The 18,904-nt window shown below is 67.5% G+C and carries 19 protein-coding genes; 4 read left to right on the top strand and 15 right to left on the bottom strand.

The features are described from left to right. The first annotated feature begins 1 nt into the window (after position 1). Positions 2 to 1,240 carry a hypothetical protein gene (locus AB0P18_RS12920; RefSeq protein ID WP_363360358.1) on the top strand — a complete coding sequence of 413 codons (1,239 nt, stop codon included), beginning with the start codon at positions 2 to 4 and terminating at the stop codon, positions 1,238 to 1,240. A 1-nt stretch (position 1,241) separates the two neighbouring features. On the opposite strand, the gene treS is transcribed toward AB0P18_RS12920, so the two are convergent. Further along, entirely contained in the window at positions 1,242 to 3,530 is a 2,289-nt protein-coding gene (treS, locus tag AB0P18_RS12915; protein WP_363360357.1) for a maltose alpha-D-glucosyltransferase, read from the bottom strand. A gap of 86 nt (positions 3,531 to 3,616) precedes the next feature. Here treS and AB0P18_RS12910 point away from each other — a divergent pair, with 86 nt between their 5' ends. Then, on the top strand, positions 3,617 to 3,937 hold the full coding sequence (locus tag AB0P18_RS12910) for a hypothetical protein (protein WP_363360356.1): 321 nt from the start codon (positions 3,617 to 3,619) through the stop codon (positions 3,935 to 3,937). A gap of 17 nt (positions 3,938 to 3,954) precedes the next feature. Here the strand turns inward: AB0P18_RS12910 and AB0P18_RS12905 are convergent, their stop codons facing one another. Together AB0P18_RS12905 and AB0P18_RS12900 are read right to left on the bottom strand one after the other, a co-directional pair. Continuing rightward, a complete protein-coding gene (locus tag AB0P18_RS12905; protein ID WP_363360355.1) occupies positions 3,955 to 4,992 on the bottom strand; it encodes a methionine synthase in 1,038 nt (345 codons plus the stop codon). 20 nt (positions 4,993 to 5,012) lie between these two features. Further along, on the bottom strand, positions 5,013 to 6,005 hold the full coding sequence (locus tag AB0P18_RS12900; RefSeq protein WP_363360354.1) for a putative oxygenase MesX: 993 nt from the start codon (positions 6,003 to 6,005) through the stop codon (positions 5,013 to 5,015). A gap of 126 nt (positions 6,006 to 6,131) precedes the next feature. On the opposite strand from AB0P18_RS12900, the gene AB0P18_RS12895 reads away from it, so the two are divergent. Continuing rightward, a complete protein-coding gene (locus AB0P18_RS12895; RefSeq protein WP_363360353.1) occupies positions 6,132 to 7,073 on the top strand; it encodes a LysR family transcriptional regulator in 942 nt (313 codons plus the stop codon). A gap of 54 nt (positions 7,074 to 7,127) precedes the next feature. On the opposite strand, the gene AB0P18_RS12890 is transcribed toward AB0P18_RS12895, so the two are convergent. The 12 genes from AB0P18_RS12890 to AB0P18_RS12835 form a co-directional block, all read right to left on the bottom strand. Next, positions 7,128 to 7,271 (bottom strand): hypothetical protein, encoded by a 144-nt coding sequence (locus tag AB0P18_RS12890; protein ID WP_363360352.1) that lies wholly within the window; start codon positions 7,269 to 7,271, stop codon positions 7,128 to 7,130. Positions 7,272 to 7,480: 209 nt separating this feature from the next. Beyond that, on the bottom strand, positions 7,481 to 8,098 hold the full coding sequence (locus AB0P18_RS12885) for an LLM class flavin-dependent oxidoreductase (RefSeq protein WP_363360482.1): 618 nt from the start codon (positions 8,096 to 8,098) through the stop codon (positions 7,481 to 7,483). A gap of 180 nt (positions 8,099 to 8,278) precedes the next feature. Next, positions 8,279 to 9,121 carry a PfkB family carbohydrate kinase gene (locus AB0P18_RS12880; RefSeq protein WP_363360351.1) on the bottom strand — a complete coding sequence of 281 codons (843 nt, stop codon included), beginning with the start codon at positions 9,119 to 9,121 and terminating at the stop codon, positions 8,279 to 8,281. Further along, positions 9,118 to 9,942, bottom strand: coding sequence for a DeoR/GlpR family DNA-binding transcription regulator (locus AB0P18_RS12875; RefSeq protein ID WP_363360350.1), 825 nt, complete (start codon positions 9,940 to 9,942; stop codon positions 9,118 to 9,120). The genes AB0P18_RS12880 and AB0P18_RS12875 overlap by 4 nt, the downstream gene beginning before the upstream one ends. Before the next feature lie 16 nt (positions 9,943 to 9,958). After that, positions 9,959 to 10,759, bottom strand: coding sequence for a triose-phosphate isomerase family protein (locus tag AB0P18_RS12870; RefSeq protein WP_363360349.1), 801 nt, complete (start codon positions 10,757 to 10,759; stop codon positions 9,959 to 9,961). Further along, on the bottom strand, positions 10,752 to 11,225 hold the full coding sequence (locus AB0P18_RS12865; protein ID WP_363360348.1) for a ribose-5-phosphate isomerase: 474 nt from the start codon (positions 11,223 to 11,225) through the stop codon (positions 10,752 to 10,754). Before AB0P18_RS12865 ends, AB0P18_RS12870 begins: the two co-directional genes overlap by 8 nt. Beyond that, a complete protein-coding gene (locus AB0P18_RS12860; protein ID WP_363360347.1) occupies positions 11,222 to 12,961 on the bottom strand; it encodes a dihydroxyacetone kinase family protein in 1,740 nt (579 codons plus the stop codon). The genes AB0P18_RS12865 and AB0P18_RS12860 overlap by 4 nt, the downstream gene beginning before the upstream one ends. Positions 12,962 to 13,064: 103 nt before the next feature. Continuing rightward, positions 13,065 to 14,069, bottom strand: coding sequence for a D-ribose ABC transporter substrate-binding protein (locus AB0P18_RS12855; protein ID WP_363360346.1), 1,005 nt, complete (start codon positions 14,067 to 14,069; stop codon positions 13,065 to 13,067). Positions 14,070 to 14,126: 57 nt separating this feature from the next. Then, the gene (locus AB0P18_RS12850) at positions 14,127 to 15,248 is read right to left on the bottom strand and encodes an ABC transporter permease (RefSeq protein WP_363360345.1); all 1,122 of its coding nucleotides are present in this window, start codon (positions 15,246 to 15,248) and stop codon (positions 14,127 to 14,129) included. A gap of 19 nt (positions 15,249 to 15,267) precedes the next feature. Continuing rightward, a complete protein-coding gene (locus AB0P18_RS12845) occupies positions 15,268 to 16,797 on the bottom strand; it encodes a sugar ABC transporter ATP-binding protein (protein WP_363360344.1) in 1,530 nt (509 codons plus the stop codon). Then, complete coding sequence (locus AB0P18_RS12840; RefSeq protein WP_363360343.1) at positions 16,794 to 17,453, bottom strand: DUF2291 family protein; 660 nt, start codon at positions 17,451 to 17,453, stop codon at positions 16,794 to 16,796. Before AB0P18_RS12840 ends, AB0P18_RS12845 begins: the two co-directional genes overlap by 4 nt. Next, on the bottom strand, positions 17,450 to 18,481 hold the full coding sequence (locus AB0P18_RS12835; protein WP_363360342.1) for a zinc-dependent alcohol dehydrogenase family protein: 1,032 nt from the start codon (positions 18,479 to 18,481) through the stop codon (positions 17,450 to 17,452). The genes AB0P18_RS12840 and AB0P18_RS12835 overlap by 4 nt, the downstream gene beginning before the upstream one ends. A 226-nt stretch (positions 18,482 to 18,707) precedes the next feature. Here AB0P18_RS12835 and AB0P18_RS12830 point away from each other — a divergent pair. Beyond that, positions 18,708 to 18,904, top strand: a 197-nt coding sequence (locus AB0P18_RS12830; RefSeq protein WP_363360341.1) for a hypothetical protein, incomplete at its 3' end; no start/stop codon positions are given.

Below are 18,904 nucleotides of genomic sequence, written 5' to 3'. Positions count from 1 at the left end.
CATGTCTTTCACCGCGGATCTGAGCGCGTGGGTGTCGCGTCAGCGCTGGTTCGCGGGCAAGAGCCACGACCCGCGCCTGAGGATCCTCGACGCCCAGCCCGCCCGGGAGGCCGTCCGCTACCTCGTCATGGACGACGCGGGTTCCCGGCCGACGCTGTACCACGTCCCGCTCGCCCGACCCGCAGCGGGCACGGATGCCGAGACCGTCGCGTCCGACGCCTCCGGGCCCCTGATCGATGCGGCGCAGCATCCGCCGTTCACGATCGGTCTGCTCGCCGACATGGGAGTCGACGTCGAGCGCGTGCGTGGATCGCGTGTGCTGACGGGAGAGCAGTCGAACACGTCGATCGTGTTCGAGGAGGACGACCGACCCACGATCATCCTGAAGCTCTTCCGCACCCTGCATCACGGGGAGAACCCCGATGTGACCGTCCAGCGTGTGCTGAGCGACGCCGGATCGCCGTATGTCCCGCGCTTCTTCGGGAACCTGGACGCGCAGTGGCCGGATATCGGCCGTCCGGGCGGCACCGCGCACGGCACTCTCGGATTCGCGCAGGAGTTCCTGCCCGGAGTGCGGGACGGCTGGTCGATCGCCCTGGCGGCCGCGCGGGCGGACACCGACTTCACACGCGCCTCCGGTGAACTCGGGGCGGCCGTCGCCGGCGTCCACGGCGCCCTCCGCACCCACCTCGAGACGATGCCGGCGGATGCAGAGTCCGTCGGCGCGACCGAGGTCGCCTGGCGCCGACGCCTGTCGATCGCGATGAGCGAGGTGCCCGCCGTCGCAGCGCGCGCCGACGCGATCGCCTCCGCGTACGACGACGCGCTCGCGCGACCGTGGCCGCGGCTGCAGCGCATCCACGGCGACCTCCACCTCGGGCAGGCGCTCGCCGTTCCGGAGGACGGCTGGCGCATCATCGACTTCGAGGGCGAGCCCCTGCGTCCGATGGCGGAGCGTGCGATCCCGGACCTCGCCACCCGCGACGTCGCCGGCATGCTCAGGTCGTTCGACTACGCCGGCGCCGTCGGCGGCCGCGATGACGCCGCGCTCTGGGCGGCCGCGTGCCGCGCCGCGTTCCTCGATGCCTACACGCGTGCGCAGGGCGCCGTCGAACTGGACGATGTCGTCCTTCGGGCCCTCGTGCTGGACAAGGCGGTCTACGAAGCGATCTACGAAGCCCGGAATCGTCCGGACTGGCTGCCCGTCCCCCTCGCCGGGATCGACGCCGCGCTCTCCTGAGTCAGCCCTGCTCGTCGGCTTCGAGCAGGAGGAACGCCGCCCCGTATCCCGGCAGCGAGACCGTGAAGCTGTTCAGGTCATCGACCCGGCCGATCGCCGCGCCGGTGGATACGTCCACCACCGCACTGCCCGGCGTGAGGTGCTCCGATCGGACCGTCCCGTCCGTCGGTTCCGCCGAGAAGTTGAAGACCGTGACCTGCGTCGCGGCGTCGGAATCGGCATCGCCGTCGTCGAGGCGGTGCACGAGGACCAGCATCCCGGCATGGGCGACCTCGGGGATGTCGATCTGCGTCGCGGTCGCGATCGCGTGCTCGCGTCTCAGCGCGATGATGGAGGACAGGCGGGACGCGAACGAATCGGGGTCGGACAACTGCGCCGGCAGAGATCCGTAGAGCGAACGCCCGCGCGGCATCCCCGCGGCCGAACGGGTCGCCTCGGGCGCCACGTCGAGGAGGTCGTGGGCGCCCCGCTCGATCCAACGGGTGTCGCCGGCCGCGATCAGATCGCGCACGTCGGTCGCCGGAACGGTGAGCATCCCCACCAGGTCCCAGCCGGACAGCGCGAACACCCCGGGCTGCCACGCGTTGTAGGCGCAGAGGAGAAGGTGGGCGTCACGGATCGCCGGGATCTCGGCCTCGGTGATGTCCTCGAGCCGTTCGACACCCCGCGCCGCGGCGATGAGCGAGGTCGTCGTGCACGCGATGCCGTTCTGCGTGAACACCCGGTTGTAGTCCGCCGTCCCGGTCAGGCTCTCGGTGAGCTCGGCGCGCACGACTTCGGCGAGATCGCGGCCCGAGATCTCGTCGCCACGGAATCGGTACAGCTCATCGGCGTGACGCGTCGCCCAGTGCACGAGTTCGTACGTGAGCTCGTCGTGATTCTGCAGACCGTGCACCAGCTGCACGGGAGCGACGCCCAGCGCGAGCGAGGATGTGAGGGCGAGGCGGAGGAACTCGGTCTGGCCGGTCGCGAGGGCGTGGTGGTAGCCCGGGCGGCCGACGAAATCGTAGGACAGGTCGGCCCCGACCGCCGCGGTGTCGCGGATGTCCTCCATCGTGAGGTTGAGCTCCTGGAACGTGAAGCCACCGACCTTGCGCACCATCCCCGCGATGATGTGGTTCGCCGCGTGTGAGAGCGGGTGCCCCTCCGACCAGGCGGGCAGGCCCCCGGCACTCACCTCCACGCCGAGGAATCCGTTGGCGTCCAGGCGCAGTGCGCTCGTTCCCAGCTCGCCGAGCGAATGCAGGGCGTCGCCGATCACGAGGCGCATGCCCGCGAACGTGGGGTCGAGCCAGTTGATCGAGGGCTGCCCCTGCTTGAAGTAGTGCAGGTAGACCCAGCGCCGCGTGACGCCGTCGGGGCCGAGGACCGGAGCCGTCGCACTCCAGTTCGTCTCCTTGACCCCCGGCGTGTAGAAGATGACGCGCTGCAGGGCGCCGATGATGTAGCCCCGGTCCGCGAGTTCGGCTTCCGTCGCCGCGTCGAGGTTCACGCTGTCGGTGCCGTCGGGCACGTCCGGCAGCAGCATCCAATCCTCCGGCTGGATCTCGACCATGTGGTAGATGCCGGGGTAGTCCTTGAAGCCCATCTCGGCGAGGCGGAAGTCGGCGCCCTTGCCCGTGTGGCCCGGCACGATGTCGTCGATCACGCTGCCGCCGTGGCTGTCGGCGACGTCGCACAGCGCGCGGAACTCGTCCTCGGTGCCGAACGCGGGGTCGATCGCGGTGCTGATGCGGTCGAAGTGACCGTCCACGCTCGGGGTGTCCAGCCAGCCGGCGATGCCGCCCGCGCGCTTGACCGGTCCGGTGTGGATCGCGGTGATACCCACCCGGTCGAACGCGGCCCACAGCTCTTCCGCGCCGAGCGCCGAGAGGAAGGACTGGCCCGGGCGGGTGATGAGCGAGATGGGGTACGCCGTGAACCACACGTCGCTCGTCGCGATCGCGCGCCGCGCGTCGGGCCGGGCGTAGGGGTTCCGCCACATCGAGGGCTGGCCCGACAGCTGGCGGGCGAGCACATCGGCGTCCTTCAGCATCGACTGCCGGACGAGCCACTCGATGTAGGACGGGTTCGAGCCGTTCGCGGTGCGCGGGTCGGTCGTGTTGCGGCGCACCCGGCCGCCGACCACGTCGCGCGGGCGGAGGCGGCGCGGGCGGGCGGGATAGCGCTGCTCGTCGTAGCTGATCTCGGGCTTGTCGGCTTCGCCTGCCTCGTCGTCGACGATCTGCTGCAGGGGAAGATCGATCGGACCGGTGTAGAGCTCTTCGGGTCGATACTCGTCGCGCGCCATGCCTCGACGCTACGGAATCCGGCGCACAGACGCGAGGGCTGGCGTCCGCGCGGCGGAGGGATTAAGTGGAGGCTCAGGCCCGCACGATGACCGACGGCCTGGAGCTGCTACTCAAGGGCGGTCAGGTCGCCGGGGACGACCTGTTCGAGCGCATCCGCTCTCTCACCGCCCGATCCCGCTCATCCGCGCGGGTCGAACCTCGCCGGCGGAAGGCCCGCGCGACGTGCGCGCGCATCGTCGCGAGCGAAGCGCCCTCGCCCAGCCAGCCGTGCGCGCGGGCCTGCACGAGCACGTTCCCGAGCGCGGTCGCCTCGACCGGGCCCGCGAGATCCGGGATGAGGAGTGCGGCATCCGCGTCGGAGAGGCGCGCGTCGGTGACGTACTGGTACAGCTCCGACGTCGGCTGATCCAGCGATCAACGATTTCAGCCGGTCGGCGGAGTCAGTTCGTCGCGGACGATCCGGGCACCTTCGCTCAGCGCGGCAAGCTTGCCGAGCGCGACATCCCGAGGCAAGGGCGCCATCCCGCAGTTCGTGCTGGGGACGAGGTCGCCGGCGTCGACGTACGCGAGCGCCTTCCGGATCGTGTCGGCGACCTCCTCCGGGGTCTCGATCGTGGTGCTGGCGACGTCGATCGCGCCGAGCATGACCTTCTTTCCGCGGATGAGCTCGACGAGCTCCATCGGGACGTGGGAATGGTGGCTCTCCAGCGAGACGACGTCGATCGCGGACCGCTGCAGAAGCGGGAAGGTCTCCTCGTACTGCCGCCACTCCGAGCCGAGCGTCGCCTTCCAGTCGGTGTTCGCCTTGATGCCGTAGCCGTAGCAGATGTGCACGACGGTTTTGGCCCGCAGTCCTTCCGCGGCGCGCTCGAGTGTCGCGACACCCCAGTCCCGGACGTCGTCGAAGAACACATTGAACGCGGGCTCGTCGAATTGGATGATGTCGACCCCCGCCGCTTCGAGTTCTCTCGCCTCCTGATTGAGGATCGTCGCGAACTCCCATGCGAGCTTCTCGCGACTCTTGTAATGCCGGTCGTACAGGGTGTCGATCATCGTCATCGGGCCCGGAAGCGCCCACTTGATGGGCTGATCGGTCTGGGTGCGAAGGAACGCGGCGTCATCGACGAACACGGGCTTCTCGCGGCCGACGGCACCGACGACGGTCGGTACGCTCGCGTCATACCGGTTGCGGATCCGCACCGTCTCGCGCTGCTCGAAATCGACCCCACTCAGATGCTCGATGAAGGTCGTGACGAAGTGCTGGCGCGTCTGCTCGCCGTCGCTGATGACGTGGATGCCGGCGCGCTGCTGCTCGTGGACGGCGATGCGCAGCGCATCCTGCTTGCCCTCGGCGAGCGCGTCGCCCTCCAGCTTCCACGGCGACCAGAGGGTCTCGGGCTGCGCGAGCCAGGACGGCTTCGGCAGACTGCCGACGATGGAGGTGGGCAGAAGCGTGGTCATGGCGGACGATCCTTCGGAGGTCATGCGACGGGGACGGGCCGGCCGGTCGCCCACTGCTCGAGCGCTCTCCCGTGCGGCTTCAGAAAGTGCTCTTCCGCGTACTTCCCCTGCTTGACCGCGAGCTGACTGCGCTCCGCCCGGTCGTACGTGATCGGCACCCGCGCGAAGTCCTGATGCTCCAAGCGTGGACGGTACACGGCCGGAGCGGCAGCGCTGGCGTTGTAGATCTCCGGCCGGTAGATCTTCTGGAACGTCTCCATCGTGCTGATCGTCCCGATCAGCTGCAGAGGGGAATAGTCGTTGAGCAGATCACCGCGGAAGTAGAACGCGAGCGGAGCGACGCTGCCGGGGGGCATGAAGTACCGGACCCGAAGGCCCATCTTGGCGAAGTACTCGTCGGTCAGCGAGAAGGCGTCCTGACGGTACTCGACCCCGAGGATCGGATGGCGATTGTCGGTCTGAGAATAGGTTCTGCTCGTCGAGACGCTGATGCAGATGACGGGAGGGAGCACGAAGCGCTCGCGGTACGCCGGAGAGTCCAGGAAGTGCTGGAACAGCTTGCCGTGCAGCTCGCCGAAGTCTCGCGGCGTCGCGAACTCGGCCGATTGCTCGTTGACAGCCGGCAGCAGGATGCTGAAGTCGAAGTCGCGGACGTAGGACGAGAAGTTGTTCCCCACGATCCCGTGCCGGCGGATGCCGGTGACCTGGTCCACGATCTGGATGTCCAGCATCTCCAGCAGCGGGAACTCCGGCTCCTCGCTGTCGTCCGTCAGCTGCACGCCCACCGAGACGATGTCGAGTTCGAGGGTGTACCGATCACCGTCCGGGTTGTCCCACGAAGCAAGATCGTTGAACCGGCGGTCGATCATCATCAGCGCGTTGCGCAGATTCTGCTGCCGTTCCCGCCCTCGCGCCAGGTTGGCGAAATTCGTCGTGAGCCGGGAACTGTCGGATGGTGCGTAGTCGGCATCGAAGCGCGTCGTGGTGATGCGGAAGGTGAGAGCGGTCGCCATGAGCGGGCCAATCCAGTGGCTGATCGGCCGGGCTCGGCCTGAGGGGAGTCGATGCGTCCCATCGTGCAGTCAGAGGCGTCCCATCGGGTAACTCGCCCGCGCTATGCCTGCATATAGTCTCTGCCTATGGCTCGCGGATCGAACGGCATCACCCTCCAGCAGCTCGGATACTTCATCGAGGTCGCGGCGGAAGGGTCCATCAGCGCCGCAGCCGACCTGCTCTACGTCTCGCAGCCGACGATGTCCGCAGCGATGAAGGACCTCGAGTCCCGCGTGGGTCGGTCCTTGCTCCTGCGCTCCGCGCGCGGGGTCACGCTCACCGCGGACGGTGCGGAGTTCCTCGGATACGCCCGGCAGGTGATCGAGCAGGTCTCCCTCCTCGAACAGCGCTATCTGGGCCGGCCCCCGTCGCGGCGCCTGCTCGGGGTCTCCGCGCAGCACTACTCGTTCGTCGTCGACGCGTTCGTGAGGATGGTGCGATCCAGCGGTGCGGCGGAGTACGAATTCTCCCTGCGCGAGACCCGGACGTGGGACATCATCGAGGATGTCCGCACACTCCGCAGCGAACTCGGCATCCTGTACCGGAACGACTTCAACCGGAGGGTGATCGACAAGCTGCTGCGCGACTCCGGGCTCGCGTTCCGACCGCTCTTCCTCGCCGAGCCGCACATCTTCATCTCCCGGAAGAACCCGCTCACGACTCGAGATCGGGTCACACTCGCCGATCTCGCCGACCTGCCGCGGCTCACCTTCGATCAGGGAGCGAACAACTCCTTTTACTTCGCCGAGGAGATCCTCTCGACGCTCTCGAGCAGGCAGGAGATCCGGGTCTCCGACCGGGCGACGATCTTCAACCTCATGATCGGCCTCGACGGGTACACGATCTCGACCGGAATCATCAGCGACGACCTCGATCCCGAGATCACCGCGATCCCGCTCGAGGTCGAAGAGTCCATCGAGATCGGCTGGATCGGCCACTCCGCGATCCCCCTCACCGAGCAGGCACAGCGCTACCTCGCCGAACTTCGATCGGTCGTGGCCGATTTCGGGGTGACGTTGATCGGCTGATCCGCGCGCCCTCGCTTCACAGCGAGCGCTGCGGGCGATCGGCGACCTTCCGGGTCAGTCCAGTCCCCAGAACGGGCCGCTCAGTCCGTCACTGCGGAAGTAGTCGGTCGCCGCGATGGGCTCCCGCCGGACGTAAGGGGTGCCCAGCCGCCCCTCGTACCAATGCGCGGCGAGATTCCATAAGGTCTCGAGCGACATGACATAGCCGCGCTCGCAATCTTTTCTCGCGTCGGACGTCCGCTGGCAACATCATCGCGGCGATTCCCCTATTGGTGACTGATCGGGTCGGTTCGCATCCGGGTGGGCGACGGGAGCGATGCGAGGAGCTCGCCATCCAGCAGGATCGGAGCACCTGCCCGCAGGCTTCCGTGAAGGACTTGCTCAAACTGATATCGGTCAGTTGACGATCAATCCGCCGAGTGATCGAAGGCAGGGAGAAGGGATTCCGCGATCTCGACGAGAACGTCTTCCACGGGGCGTCGGCTCGGTCGGAAGTTCAGCGCCACGTGCGCGACGCCCGCTTTCTGAAGCTCGAGCAGATACTCACGGAGGGCGTGGCGGCCACTTCTCGCACCGAAGCGGATCGGCTCGAGCGGTGTGTGCGGATCCTCCTCGAGATCCACCAGCATCGTGGTGATGACCGGCTTTCGCTCGCCGGGTGGCGTGGACGCATTCCACTTCGAAACGACGCCGGCCATGGCAGGCCCCGGCCGGTGATAGGTGACGTAACCGTCCATGTTCTGCGCGGCCCACTCGGTGGTCTGCTGACCACGACCCACGGCGACGAGCGGGACGGAGCCATGCGTGAGTTCCGGCAGAATACGGCCACCTGAACTCCCGCCGACCCACGCTGCACGCATCCGAGCGACGGACTCGCGATATGTGCGTCCGCGTTCCTCGAAGTCCGCATCGAAGGCGGGGTACTCCTCCGGCCGGTCGCCTGTGGCGACTCCCAGAATGAGCCGCCCTCCGCTGAGAACGTCGATGCTGGCGGCCTGTTTCGCGAGCATCAATGGATGCCGGATGGGTAAGCCTCAGATGTCGTCGTTATCGATCCGCAATAGCGCAGCCGGGTGAGGCGTTCGGGTTCGCAGCAACGATCGCCTGCGTGATGCCCGTGCGGCGGGATCCCTCCCGACGTCTCGCAACGCGATACCCGGGGGAATGCGCCCTCGCCCACCACTCGAGGTATCGGAGACGGAGTGTCAGCTCGCGGGATCGAGGTAACCCTGCAGTCGGTCCAGCATGGGTTGGGACCGCGGATCGGCAACGGCCGCGGCGCCGACCCGGCAGGCAGCACGGAGGGCTTCCTCGTGCGCGATGCCGCGCAAGAGCGCCACAGTCAAGGCGGCAGCGAACGCGTCGCCTGCGCCGACCGTGCTCACCACGCGGGCGGCGACCGACGGCGCGGAAGCGACGAGACGGCCGCGGCGAAGAATGCGGGCGCCCTCCGCTCCGAGAGTCAGCGCAACAAGCGGCGCGGTATGGATCTCCGCGAGCGCGTCGTACTCCCCTTCGTTGACGATGAAGAGGTCGACACGCTCGCGCACCCGCGCCGAGAGCGGTTGCGCGGGAGACGGGTTGAGCACCACGAGACCCGTGCAAGCGAGCGCAGCCGTCTCGACGATCTCACTGTCGACCTCGAGTTGGGCGAGCATCGCCGACCCGTGCTCGATCCGCACCGCAGAGGGATCGATTCGACCGTTGGCGCCGCGGCAGACGACGATGGAGTTCTCGCCGGTCGAATCCACCACGACGATGGCCGTGCCTGTGGCGTCATCCACGACCTGCACACCGTCGGTGTCGACTCCGGACGCCCGCAGTCCGGACAGGAGGTCGATACCGGCCGCGTCTGCACCGACGGCGCTCACCAATCGCGCTCGAGCACCGAGGCGTGCCGCGGCGACCGCTTGATTGGCGCCCTTCCCTCCCGCCTGGGTGACGAGCACACCGTCGGCGACGGTCTCGCCCGGCCGCGGCATCCGTTGGACTCGCACGACGTGGTCCGCGTTCGTCGCCCCGACGACGGTCAGGATCGGCGCGGTCACTGGCGCGATGCCCGGCGAGCGACGACGACGTTGACGCCCTTCTCCCGCAAGCGAGCGAGGTGCACAGGATCGATTCCGGTGTCGACGATCACGGTGTCGAATTGCGCCAAGGGCAACATCGCGTGCAACGCGCGCCGCTCGAACTTGGTGTGATCGGCCAGAAGGATGCGACGGCTCGATGACTCGAACATCGCGCGCTTGACGTCAACGGTCTCCTGCGTCTGGTGGAACGCGACGTCGTCCGAGATCGCGGAGGTCGACATCACGAGCAGGTCCGCACGGAGGTTCGCGATCGTGGTCGTCGTGATGCGTCCCATGTACGCGCTGCACCAGTTGTAGTACTGGCCGCCGAGCCCGAGCATCGTGATGCCGTTCGCGGACCGCAGCTCCTCCATGATCGTCAGGGTGTTGGTGATGACCGTGAGCGGCTTCTTCGCAGCCAGGTGAGGGACGAGATGAAGCGTCGTCGTGGAGTCGTCGAGCATGATCGCCTGCCCCGGCTCGATGAAGTCGAGCGCTGCGTGAGCGATCGCTTCCTTCTCGACGAGCTGCCTGCTCGCTCTGTACACGTCGCTGGACTCGACGAGCGCCGACGAAAGGGCCGTGGCCACGCCTCTGCTCTTGCGCAGCAGACCACGCCCTTCGAGTTCGTCGAGATCACGGTGGACGGTCATGACGCTGATGTCGAACCGGGCCGCGAGCTCCTCGATGCGCACGGCACCCTCTGACATGACCGCTTCGGTGATCGCACGCTGGCGCTGGGCTTGCCGGCCCTGTCTCGCATCGCCGGCGACGACCGGATCATCACGCATCGCCGTCATGTCAGGTCCTCCGTCGTCACGTCGTCAGGAGCGCGGCTTCGTCTACCATCCGCGCGAGGTCGATCGGGTTATGGGCGAAGCGACCCATGAAGAGGCCGTCGACGCCGCGGCCCAGTTCGTTCAGGGAACCAGCCTGGGCACTCCCCCCGTAGATTACCCACGACCTGGCGATTCTTGGGTTCCGATCGAGCATCTCGCGCAAGGCGGCGACGACGCGGGAGACATGCGCGGCGTTCGCCGGCTTGGGCCTGCCGATCGCCCAGACGGGCTCGTACGCGACAACCAGATCCCCGCGCACTGCGTCGTCGAGGCCGTCGAGTGCGGACGCGAGCTGAGCGGTGCTGGTGAGGACGGCATCCTCGGCCGGACCCTCGTTCTCCTCACCGATGCAGAGCACCGGAGTGAGCGAGTTGCGCATGGCTGCGGCCAGCTTGCGGGCGACGATGTCGTCTGTCTCGCCGAACAGAGTACGGCGCTCCGCGTGTCCGACTTCCACGAAGGTGCAGCCCGCATCTCTCAGGTCGACGCCGCTGATCGCGCCGGTGAAGGGCCCGCGATCCTCCCAGTGGAGATCCTGTGCCCCGACGGCGACCTTCGTACCGGCGAGAGCCTGCCGCACCGCAGGCAGCGCGGGAAGCGACGGCAGCACGAACACCTGCACCGATCCATCCACGACAGCGGGATGACGTCCTGCGATCGCGGCGACCCCCCGCGCCCAGGCTTCGCTCGCGCCGATATCGAGATAGAGCTTCAGGCTCACTCCGAGCAGGGTCGGCACCGAGCGCGGCTCGGGCGCGGGATGCTGCGCCTCACCCACAGCTACCCGTCTGCTCGTACGAGATCATCTCCGCGACCTTGTCCGCGGATGCCGAGGTCTCGTCGAACTCGTATCCCAGCCATTCCCGCGCGAGGCGGCGGGCGAGCTCGAGTCCCACCACACGCTGACCCAACGTCAGCACCTGCGCGTTGTTGCTGAGCACGCTGCGCTCGACGCTGAAGCTGTCATGCGCAGTGACCGCGCGGACGCCCGGGACCTTGTTCGCGGCGATCGCCACACCGAGACCCGTACCGCAGACGAGGAGGGCGCGGTCGGAAAGGCCGTCGCGGACGCGTTCGGCGGCAGCGATCGCGATGCGCGGATACGGCGTATGCCCGTTGTCATCCACCCCCACGTCCACGACTTCGGCGACGCGGGGGTCGCCGAGGAGATCGGCCTTGAGGGCCTCCTTGTATTCGAATCCGGCGTCGTCCGAACCGACGACGATCCTCCACTGGCGGGTCATGACCGCTCCTCTCCTGTTGCCGCGAGCACCTGGCCCGCAGCGGTCATCGCGAGCGCGAACGACACGGCTCCCGGGTCGGGCGTGCCGAGACTCTTCTGGACGTGCGGACGGGCGCGCCCGAGTCGAGGCACGAGGTCGCTTGTCGCGGCGGCCGCCGACGTGGCGTCCGCCGCAGCGGCGTTCCAGGCCTCGACGGTCGGCGTGCCTCCGTCGACACGACGACGCAGGCTTTCGACGAACGGCACGAGGGCGTCGACGAGGGTTTTGTCGCCCAGTTCGGCCTTGCCGTAGGCCTGGACCATGGCCCTGGCGGCCTCCACCGCGTCGGCCAAGGCGCTCCCGTCCGGAGCCGTGGTGTCGCCGATGCTCTCGCCCGCGGAGCGCAGGCCCGCGCCCCACAAGGCGCCCGACGTACCGCCGGCGCGCAGCGCCCAGGCGTCGCCCGCGAGCGCCAGCACCGTCCCGGCTCCGGCACCTGCCGTCTGTGCACGGTGTGCAGCTTCGGCAGCGGCGCGCGCGCCGCGCTGCATGCCGATGCCGTGGTCGCCGTCGCCGGCGATGGCGTCGAGGCGGCCGAGGTCGTCGGCATTCAGATCGATCACGTCTCTGATCGCCTGCACGACGGAGAGCACGGTCGCGGCAGCCGTGACGGACTCGTCGGATGCTGCCGGGATCGCGTGGGCGGTCTCGTCTGCGACCACATCGCCCATCAGATCCGTGCCTGCCGCGACGGCTCCCTTGCGATACGCAGGGGTGTACGCGGGTGACGCCCAGGCCGCCTCGAGGTCCTCGTCGAGCCAGAACAGGGTCAGCGACACCCCCGCCATCTCGAAGCTTGTGGCATACTCGCCGACCTCGGGTTCGACGACGACGACGCCCGCGTCCTCGAGCTCACGTGAGACGGTGGCGTAGATGACGAACAGCTCTTCGGACTTGACAGCACCGAGTCCGTTGAGGATCACGGCGACGCGCGCGCCACGGATGGAGGCGACGCCGTCGGGCACTTCTTCCAGGAGACCTTGGACGAACAATCGGCCGAGCTCGTCGGCGCGGGCGAGGGGGCGGACATCGATGCCGGGCTCCCCGTGGATGCCCATCCCGACGCCCATCTGACCTGCGGGGATGGTGAACAGCGGCTCAATCGCTCCGGGAAGGGTGCAGCCCGTAAAGGCGACGCCGAAGGAACGGGTGCGCTCGTTGGCGCGATCGGCGATCTCCGCGACGGCATCCAGATCGAGACCCCGTTCAGCCGCCCACGCGGCGGCGCGGAAGACGGCGAGATCGCCGGCGACTCCGCGTCGCTTCGCGCGCTCGTCGCGCTGGCCGCTGTAGATGTCGTCGGTGACGCGAACCGTGCGGCATGGGATGCCTTCGGCGATGAGTCGGGCCTGCGCCTGATCGAAATTGAGCACGTCGCCGGCGTAGTTGCCGTAGCTGAGCAGCACGCCCGCCTCCGTCGCGACGGACTTCGCGACCGAGTACACCTGCTGGGCGCTGGGCGAAGCGAAGACATTGCCCATGGCCGCACCGTGGGCCAGGCCCTGACCGACGAGGCCGGCGAAGGCCGGATAGTGGCCCGAACCGCCGCCGATGACCACCGCGACCTGCCCTGCGGCGGTCGCCGTCGAGCGGGCGACCCCGCCCGGCACGCGTCGGACGAGGGACCTATGGACCGCGACGAAGCCGTCGGCCGATTCGTCTGCGAAGTCGGCGGGATCGTTGAGGACGTAGCTCATGGGAGTTCTCTCCGAAGTCTGGGGTGGGTGGGACGGGGGCGGACGCCGTTGGGCATCCGCCCCCGTCATCGCGGCGCGAGGCGCCGCCTGTGTGCTCCGGTGCTCAGCCGGAGTAGGTGAAGGGGCCCGTCATCTGCGCGACGTTCTCCTTGGTGATGAGAATGCAGTCGAACGACTGCTTCTCGGTCTCGGGCGCCTTCCCCGTACGGATGAATTCGTCGGCGAGCACGACGGCTTCCTTCGAGAAGACCGCGACCGGCTGCAGGACCGTGTACGCCATCTCTCCATTGGTCACGGCCTCGACCGCGTCGGGGTTTCCGTCGAACCCACCCACGATGACGCCCTCGAGCTTGCCGGCTTCCTTCAGAGCTGCGATGGCACCGAGCGCCATCTCGTCGTTGCCCGAGATCACACCCTTGATGTCGGGGTTGGCCTGCATGAGGGCCTGTGTCTTGTTGCGGCCTTCGGTGCGGTCCCAGTTCGCGACCTCCTCGCCGACCTCGACGAGATCGGGGTACTGGCTGATCACGGTCGAGAACCCGTTCGAGCGCGTCTGCGCATTGTTGTCCGACGGGGCACCGAAGAGCTCGATGTAGTTGCCCGCCTCGGCCATCTGCGTGACCCATTCCTGCGCACCGATCGCCGCGCCCTGCGCATTGTTCGACACCAGCTGCGCCTTGGCGAGTCCGGACTCGTTGATCTCGGCGTTGACCAGGAACACCGGGATGTTCGCGGCGTTCGCCTTCTTCACTGCCGCGATCGAGCCGTCGGCGTTGGCCGGGTCGAGGATGATGGCGACGGAGTTGTTCGAGATAGCGGTGTCGATCAGCGTGTTCTCGGTGTTCGTGTCGCCCTTGTGGGCTCCGACTACGGCGTCGTAGCCGAGTTCCTTCGCCGCCGCCTCGGCGACGTCGCCTTCGGTCTTCCAGTAGGGGTTCGCCGGGTCGTTGACGATGATCGTGATGAGCCCGCCGGCCTCACCGCTGCCGCCGCCATCGCCACTGTCGCTGGACTCGGATCCGCTGCCCGCGCCGCCGGCGCACGCCGTGAGAGCGAGGACCAGCGCGCCTGTTGCTGCGATAGCAGCCAGAGCCTTCTTGCGCACCATGTGATGTGTGTCCTTTCTTGGGTGTTCGGCAGCGTTCTTCGATGCCGAGTTTCGCGGTCAGGAGGAGGCGGCCGGAGCCGTCGCGTCCTGTCCCGACGTCTGGGTGGGTGCCCCTGCTTTCGGCGCGGGAGCGGAGGGGGCGGGTGCCTTGCGGCGCCGCCCGTACTGGAGCGTGTTCAGCAGGACCGCGAGGACGATGACCGAGCCGATGAGCACCATCTGCCAATAGGCAGACACTCCGACGATGACCAGTCCGTCCCCGAGGAATCCGATGACGAACGCCCCGAGCAGAGTCCCGCGCACGTTGCCCCGCCCACCCGTGAGGGCCGCACCGCCGATGACGACCGCGGCGATCGCCGTGAGCTCGTACGTGTTTCCGGCAGTGGGGCTCGCGCTGGTGAGGGTCGATGCGAGGATCAGTCCCGCGATCGAGGCGCAGATGCCCGAGATCACGTAGACCCAGACCTTGACCTTGCGCACCGGCACACCTGACAGCTCGGCTGCTCGCTCGTTGCCGCCCGACGCGTACAGCCAGCGACCGAACTTGGTGCGACCGAGCACGAAGCCGAGGATCAGCGCCACGATCCCCATGATGATCACGCCGATCGGGATGCCGAGGATGCGGTTGAACCCGAGCCAGTCGAAGCCGGTGTTGCCGAGCTCGGGGTCGCCGGCGAGGTCGTTGATCGTGAGGCCGTTCGTCATCAGCAGTGCGAGGCCGCGCACGACGTAGAGCATGCCGAGCGTCGCGACGAACGGTGCGACTTTGAACTTGGAGATCAGGATGCCGTTGACCAACCCGACCGCCGCGCCGACCCCGCAAGAGAGCAGCACCACCACCGGCACGCTCGGGAAGAGCGTGATGCCGAAGATGTTGATCGGCACGCCCTGCAGAAGGAAGCCGGCGATCACCGCGGAGAACCCGAGCGTGGACCCGACCGACAGGTCGATGCCTCCATTGAGGATCACCATGAGCATGCCGAGCCCCAGGAGCGCATAGATCGCCACGTGCGAGGCCATGATTAGAACGTTCTCGACCGTCAGGTAGTTGGGCGAGAGCAGCGAGAACACCACGACGATGAGGATCAGCGCGAGGAACGCACGTCCTTCGAGGAGGAGCTTCGCGATCGAGAACTGCTTCTTGTTCTCGATGATGGTGTTGGTGGTGGTCGTCGTCATTGTCCGATCCGTTCTGGAGTCAGGCGGCCACGGCCTCGCCAGAGGCGGCCATGATCATGTCTTTGGTGGCATCGGGAGTGAACTCGGCCGAGATCCGGCCGCGACGCATCACGATGATGCGGTGGGCGATGCTCAGGCATTCGCCGACCTCGGAGGTCGAGTACACGACCGCGAGACCCTGCCGGGCCCGCTCGGCGAGGAGCCGGAACACCTCGCCTTTGGCCCCGACGTCGATGCCGCGGCTCGGTTCGTCCAGCAGCATGACGCGCGGATTGGTCGCGACGATCTTGCCGATCACGACCTTCTGCTGGTTGCCTCCCGACAGCGCGCCGATCGGGAGTTCCGGTCCCGGCGTCTTGACCGTGACGGACGTGATGAGTTCCCTGGACCGCGCCTTCTCGAGCCGACGGGAAATGACTCCGCGCACGAGGCTTTCGTCGAGACTCGCGAGCGTGAGGTTCGTTCCGACGTCGAAGGTCTGCACAAGCCCGTCACGCTGGCGGTCCTCGGGAACGAGGCCGACACCGGACGAGATGCGCTCAGCGATGGAGTCGCCGAGGATCGAACGTCCCTCGAGGAGGATGTCTCCCGAGGCGACGACCTCCTTGCCGGCGATCGCCTCCAGCAGCTCGGTGCGTCCCGCGCCCATAAGACCGTAGATGCACACGATCTCGCCGGCGCGCACATCGAGGTTCAGCCCGCTCACGATCGCCCGTTCGGGGTTCTCGGGGTCGAGCACGGTGAGCTCCTTCACACGCAGGGCTACCTCGCCGAACTCGTATCCCCCGGGTGGCGAGCCCAGGTCGAAGTTCTCCCCGACCATGTTCCGCACGATCCACTCCAGGTCGATCCCGCTGCGCTCACCGCGCGCAGTCATGGTGCCGTCCCGCAGAACGACCGCGTGGTCGGTGACTTCGAGCGCCTCCTCGAGGTGGTGCGAGATGTAGACGATCGCGACGCCACGAGCCAGGAGGTCGCGAATGACGCCGAACAGCACTTCGACCTCGGCCGCCGCCAGGGCCGACGTCGGCTCGTCCATGATGAGGATCCGCGAGTTCGCCGACAGCGCGCGGGCGATCTCGATGATCTGCTGCTGTCCGACCCGCAGGTCGGCCACGAGCGTGTCCGGATCGATCGGGAGCTGCAGCTCGGCGAGGAGCGACCGCGCCTGCCGGGCCTCTTCGGCGTAGTCCACGCCGAACGCGCCTGTGAGCTCGCGTCCCATGAAGATGTTGTCCCTCACCGACAGGTTCGGCGCGAGACTCAGCTCCTGGTGGATGATCGAGATCCCGCGATCGCGGGCATCGTTCGTCGAGGCGAAGACAACCGGTTCGCCGTCGAGCACGATCTCACCCGAGGTCGGCTGCTCAACTCCCGACAGGATCTTCATGAGCGTCGACTTGCCGGCGCCGTTCTCGCCGAACAAAGTCGTGACGGTGCCCTTTCGGATCTCGAAGTTCACACCTTTGAGGGCGCGCGTGCCGCCGTAGGTCTTGACGATGTTGCGCGCCTCGAGCACCACCTCGTCAAAGTTTCCGTCGCCGCTCATCGGACCGACAGCTCCACGGGAGTGACGAGCCACGCCGCCGGATTCACGAGGGTGAACGCGCCCGTGACCTCGATCGTGCGACCAGTGAGCGACGCCGTGTCCACGTCGGCGAGAACCTGCGTCTTGAGTTCCTCATTGAGGGCTGCTGCAGCGTTCTGATATTCGATCTGGTTCGTGAACTGGCCGAACACGATCTCTCCCGTGGCGTCGCGCAACTCGGTGCCGTTGATGGCAGGGCCGGTCTGGACGCGGATGAGGAGATCATCGGGAACACCGTCGACCTGTACTTCGTAGATGCCCGACTGCCCTTCGCCGACGACGCCGGTGAAGGTGACGCTGTAGACCGGGCCGCCCGAGCTCTCACTGGCGTACTCGGCAGCCGCGGCTTCGGGGTCGGCAGCGATGGCGTCCGCGAGAGTGGCGGCGTCGACCGCACGGTCGATGATGCCTTCCTGCACCGTCGGGAAGTTCTCGGCCCCGAAGGTGGCCGGGTCGAACTCGACGTTGCCCTGGGCAAGCGGATCGCCGCTCGGGACGACCTTGGTGCCCAGCACGACGCCCAGCACGACGAGCGCGATGACCCCGATCCAGATACCGCGCTTGGCGCCCCGGCCGAGCTTCTTGCCACGAGGCTTCGTCGCTGCCGCCGCGGTCACAGGAGCACCTTGGATTCGGCGTCGTTCGGACGGATCTGCAGCTTGCGCCCCTCGCCGCGACGGAACATTTCGAGCGCCTGCGAGTAGTCATCGAGGGTGAACGAGTGGCTGATCATGGCCTTCGCGTTGATCGCGCCGGCTTCGAACAGCTCTACGGCCCGACCGAACGAGTTGAGCACAGCCATGGTGCCGACGATCGAGATCTCGTCGCGGTAGACCCGGAAGGGGGAGAACTGAGCGGTCCGGTCCGAGGGAGCGACGCCGAAGTCCTGGAAGAAGCCTGCCGGCTTGACACGGGTCAGGGCGTCTTCGATGGCACGGATGTTGCCGGTGCAGTCGATCACGACATCCCACTTCTCACGCGCGGCGTCATCGGCGGAGGTGTGGCGGAACGCGATTCCGCACTCTTCTGCCGTCTTGAGCCGCTCGGCGTTGAGGTCGACGATCGTGACGGTCGACGCTCCGGCGCGAGATGCGAGCTGCGCCATCAGAAGGCCCATCGTTCCGGCGCCGTAGACGAGCACGTGGTCGCCCAGCCGTCGGGGCAGCACGTCCCAACCGCGGATCGCGCAGGCGAGGGGCTCGATGAGCGCCGCCTCGTACAGGTCGGTCTCCGGCTTGAGCTTGTAGACGTTGGCGGCGGGGGCGGTGAAGTACTGCTGCGACGCGCCGTCCGACGCGACGACGCCCAGACCGTTCCAGAAGCGGCACAGGTTCGCGTGGCCGTTGAGACAGAACTCGCACTCGCCGCACGTGGTGCTCGGGTTCACCGCGACGTGATCGCCGACCGCGAAGTCGAACACCCCGCTGTTCACGCCCTCGCCGAGGGCGATGATCGTTCCGGTGGCCTCGTGGCCGGGAACGAGCGGGAAGATGGTGCCTTCGAACTCGCCGTCGAAGACGTGCGTGTCGGTGCCGCAGATGCCCACGGCCGCAGTCTCGATCAGGATCTCCTTGTATCCCGGGACAGGGGTGGGCCGCTCCTCCAGGGCGAGTTCGCCCTCGGATGTGAATACCACTGCGCGCATCGTTGCATCCCTTCGCGCCGCGTCGTCGGCGGCATCGATCTCAAGTCTCAGCTCTCGGATCCGTCGTCGTCGCGCGGCGTCGCGCGAGTCCGTGGCCCGATGTCGAGGTAGACCCTCATGTTATCTTTATGTGATCTTGCATTCTGATCACGTTAGATTCACCATAAGTACATGGCGCAGCGATGTCAACAGACTCATTGCGGAACTTCGAAGGAGAGGCGGCCCGGTGTCGGATCTGCGTTGGGATGAAATCGATCGGCGCGCGGTGGACACCGCTCGCGTGCTGGCGGCGGACGCGGTCGAGAAGGTCGGCAACGGTCACCCGGGTACGGCGATGAGCCTCGCCCCGGCCGCCTACCTGCTCTACCAGCGCGTGCTGCGGCACGACCCGAACGACGTGCATTGGCCCGGGCGCGACCGGTT

This window comes from Microbacterium sp. NPDC064584 (genome assembly GCF_040687315.1).
In the GTDB taxonomy this organism is placed as follows: domain Bacteria; phylum Actinomycetota; class Actinomycetes; order Actinomycetales; family Microbacteriaceae; genus Microbacterium; species Microbacterium lacus.
Note: the sequence above shows the minus strand (reverse complement) of the source record. Positions and strands in the feature narration are given on the sequence as shown.

Bases quoted from the DNA above. Each gene is read 5' to 3' on its own strand.
- AB0P18_RS12920 (WP_363360358.1), top strand. From the start codon at position 2: ATGTCTTTCACCGCGGATCTGAGCGCGTGGGTGTCGCGTCAGCGCTGG.
- treS (WP_363360357.1), bottom strand. From the start codon at position 3,530: ATGGCGCGCGACGAGTATCGACCCGAAGAGCTCTACACCGGTCCGATC.
- AB0P18_RS12910 (WP_363360356.1), top strand. From the start codon at position 3,617: ATGACCGACGGCCTGGAGCTGCTACTCAAGGGCGGTCAGGTCGCCGGG.
- AB0P18_RS12905 (WP_363360355.1), bottom strand. From the start codon at position 4,992: ATGACCACGCTTCTGCCCACCTCCATCGTCGGCAGTCTGCCGAAGCCG.
- AB0P18_RS12900 (WP_363360354.1), bottom strand. From the start codon at position 6,005: ATGGCGACCGCTCTCACCTTCCGCATCACCACGACGCGCTTCGATGCC.
- AB0P18_RS12895 (WP_363360353.1), top strand. From the start codon at position 6,132: ATGGCTCGCGGATCGAACGGCATCACCCTCCAGCAGCTCGGATACTTC.
- AB0P18_RS12890 (WP_363360352.1), bottom strand. From the start codon at position 7,271: ATGTCGCTCGAGACCTTATGGAATCTCGCCGCGCATTGGTACGAGGGG.
- AB0P18_RS12875 (WP_363360350.1), bottom strand. From the start codon at position 9,942: ATGACGGCGATGCGTGATGATCCGGTCGTCGCCGGCGATGCGAGACAG.
- AB0P18_RS12865 (WP_363360348.1), bottom strand. From the start codon at position 11,225: ATGACCCGCCAGTGGAGGATCGTCGTCGGTTCGGACGACGCCGGATTC.
- AB0P18_RS12860 (WP_363360347.1), bottom strand. From the start codon at position 12,961: ATGAGCTACGTCCTCAACGATCCCGCCGACTTCGCAGACGAATCGGCC.
- AB0P18_RS12855 (WP_363360346.1), bottom strand. From the start codon at position 14,069: ATGGTGCGCAAGAAGGCTCTGGCTGCTATCGCAGCAACAGGCGCGCTG.
- AB0P18_RS12850 (WP_363360345.1), bottom strand. From the start codon at position 15,248: ATGACGACGACCACCACCAACACCATCATCGAGAACAAGAAGCAGTTC.
- AB0P18_RS12845 (WP_363360344.1), bottom strand. From the start codon at position 16,797: ATGAGCGGCGACGGAAACTTTGACGAGGTGGTGCTCGAGGCGCGCAAC.
- AB0P18_RS12835 (WP_363360342.1), bottom strand. From the start codon at position 18,481: ATGCGCGCAGTGGTATTCACATCCGAGGGCGAACTCGCCCTGGAGGAG.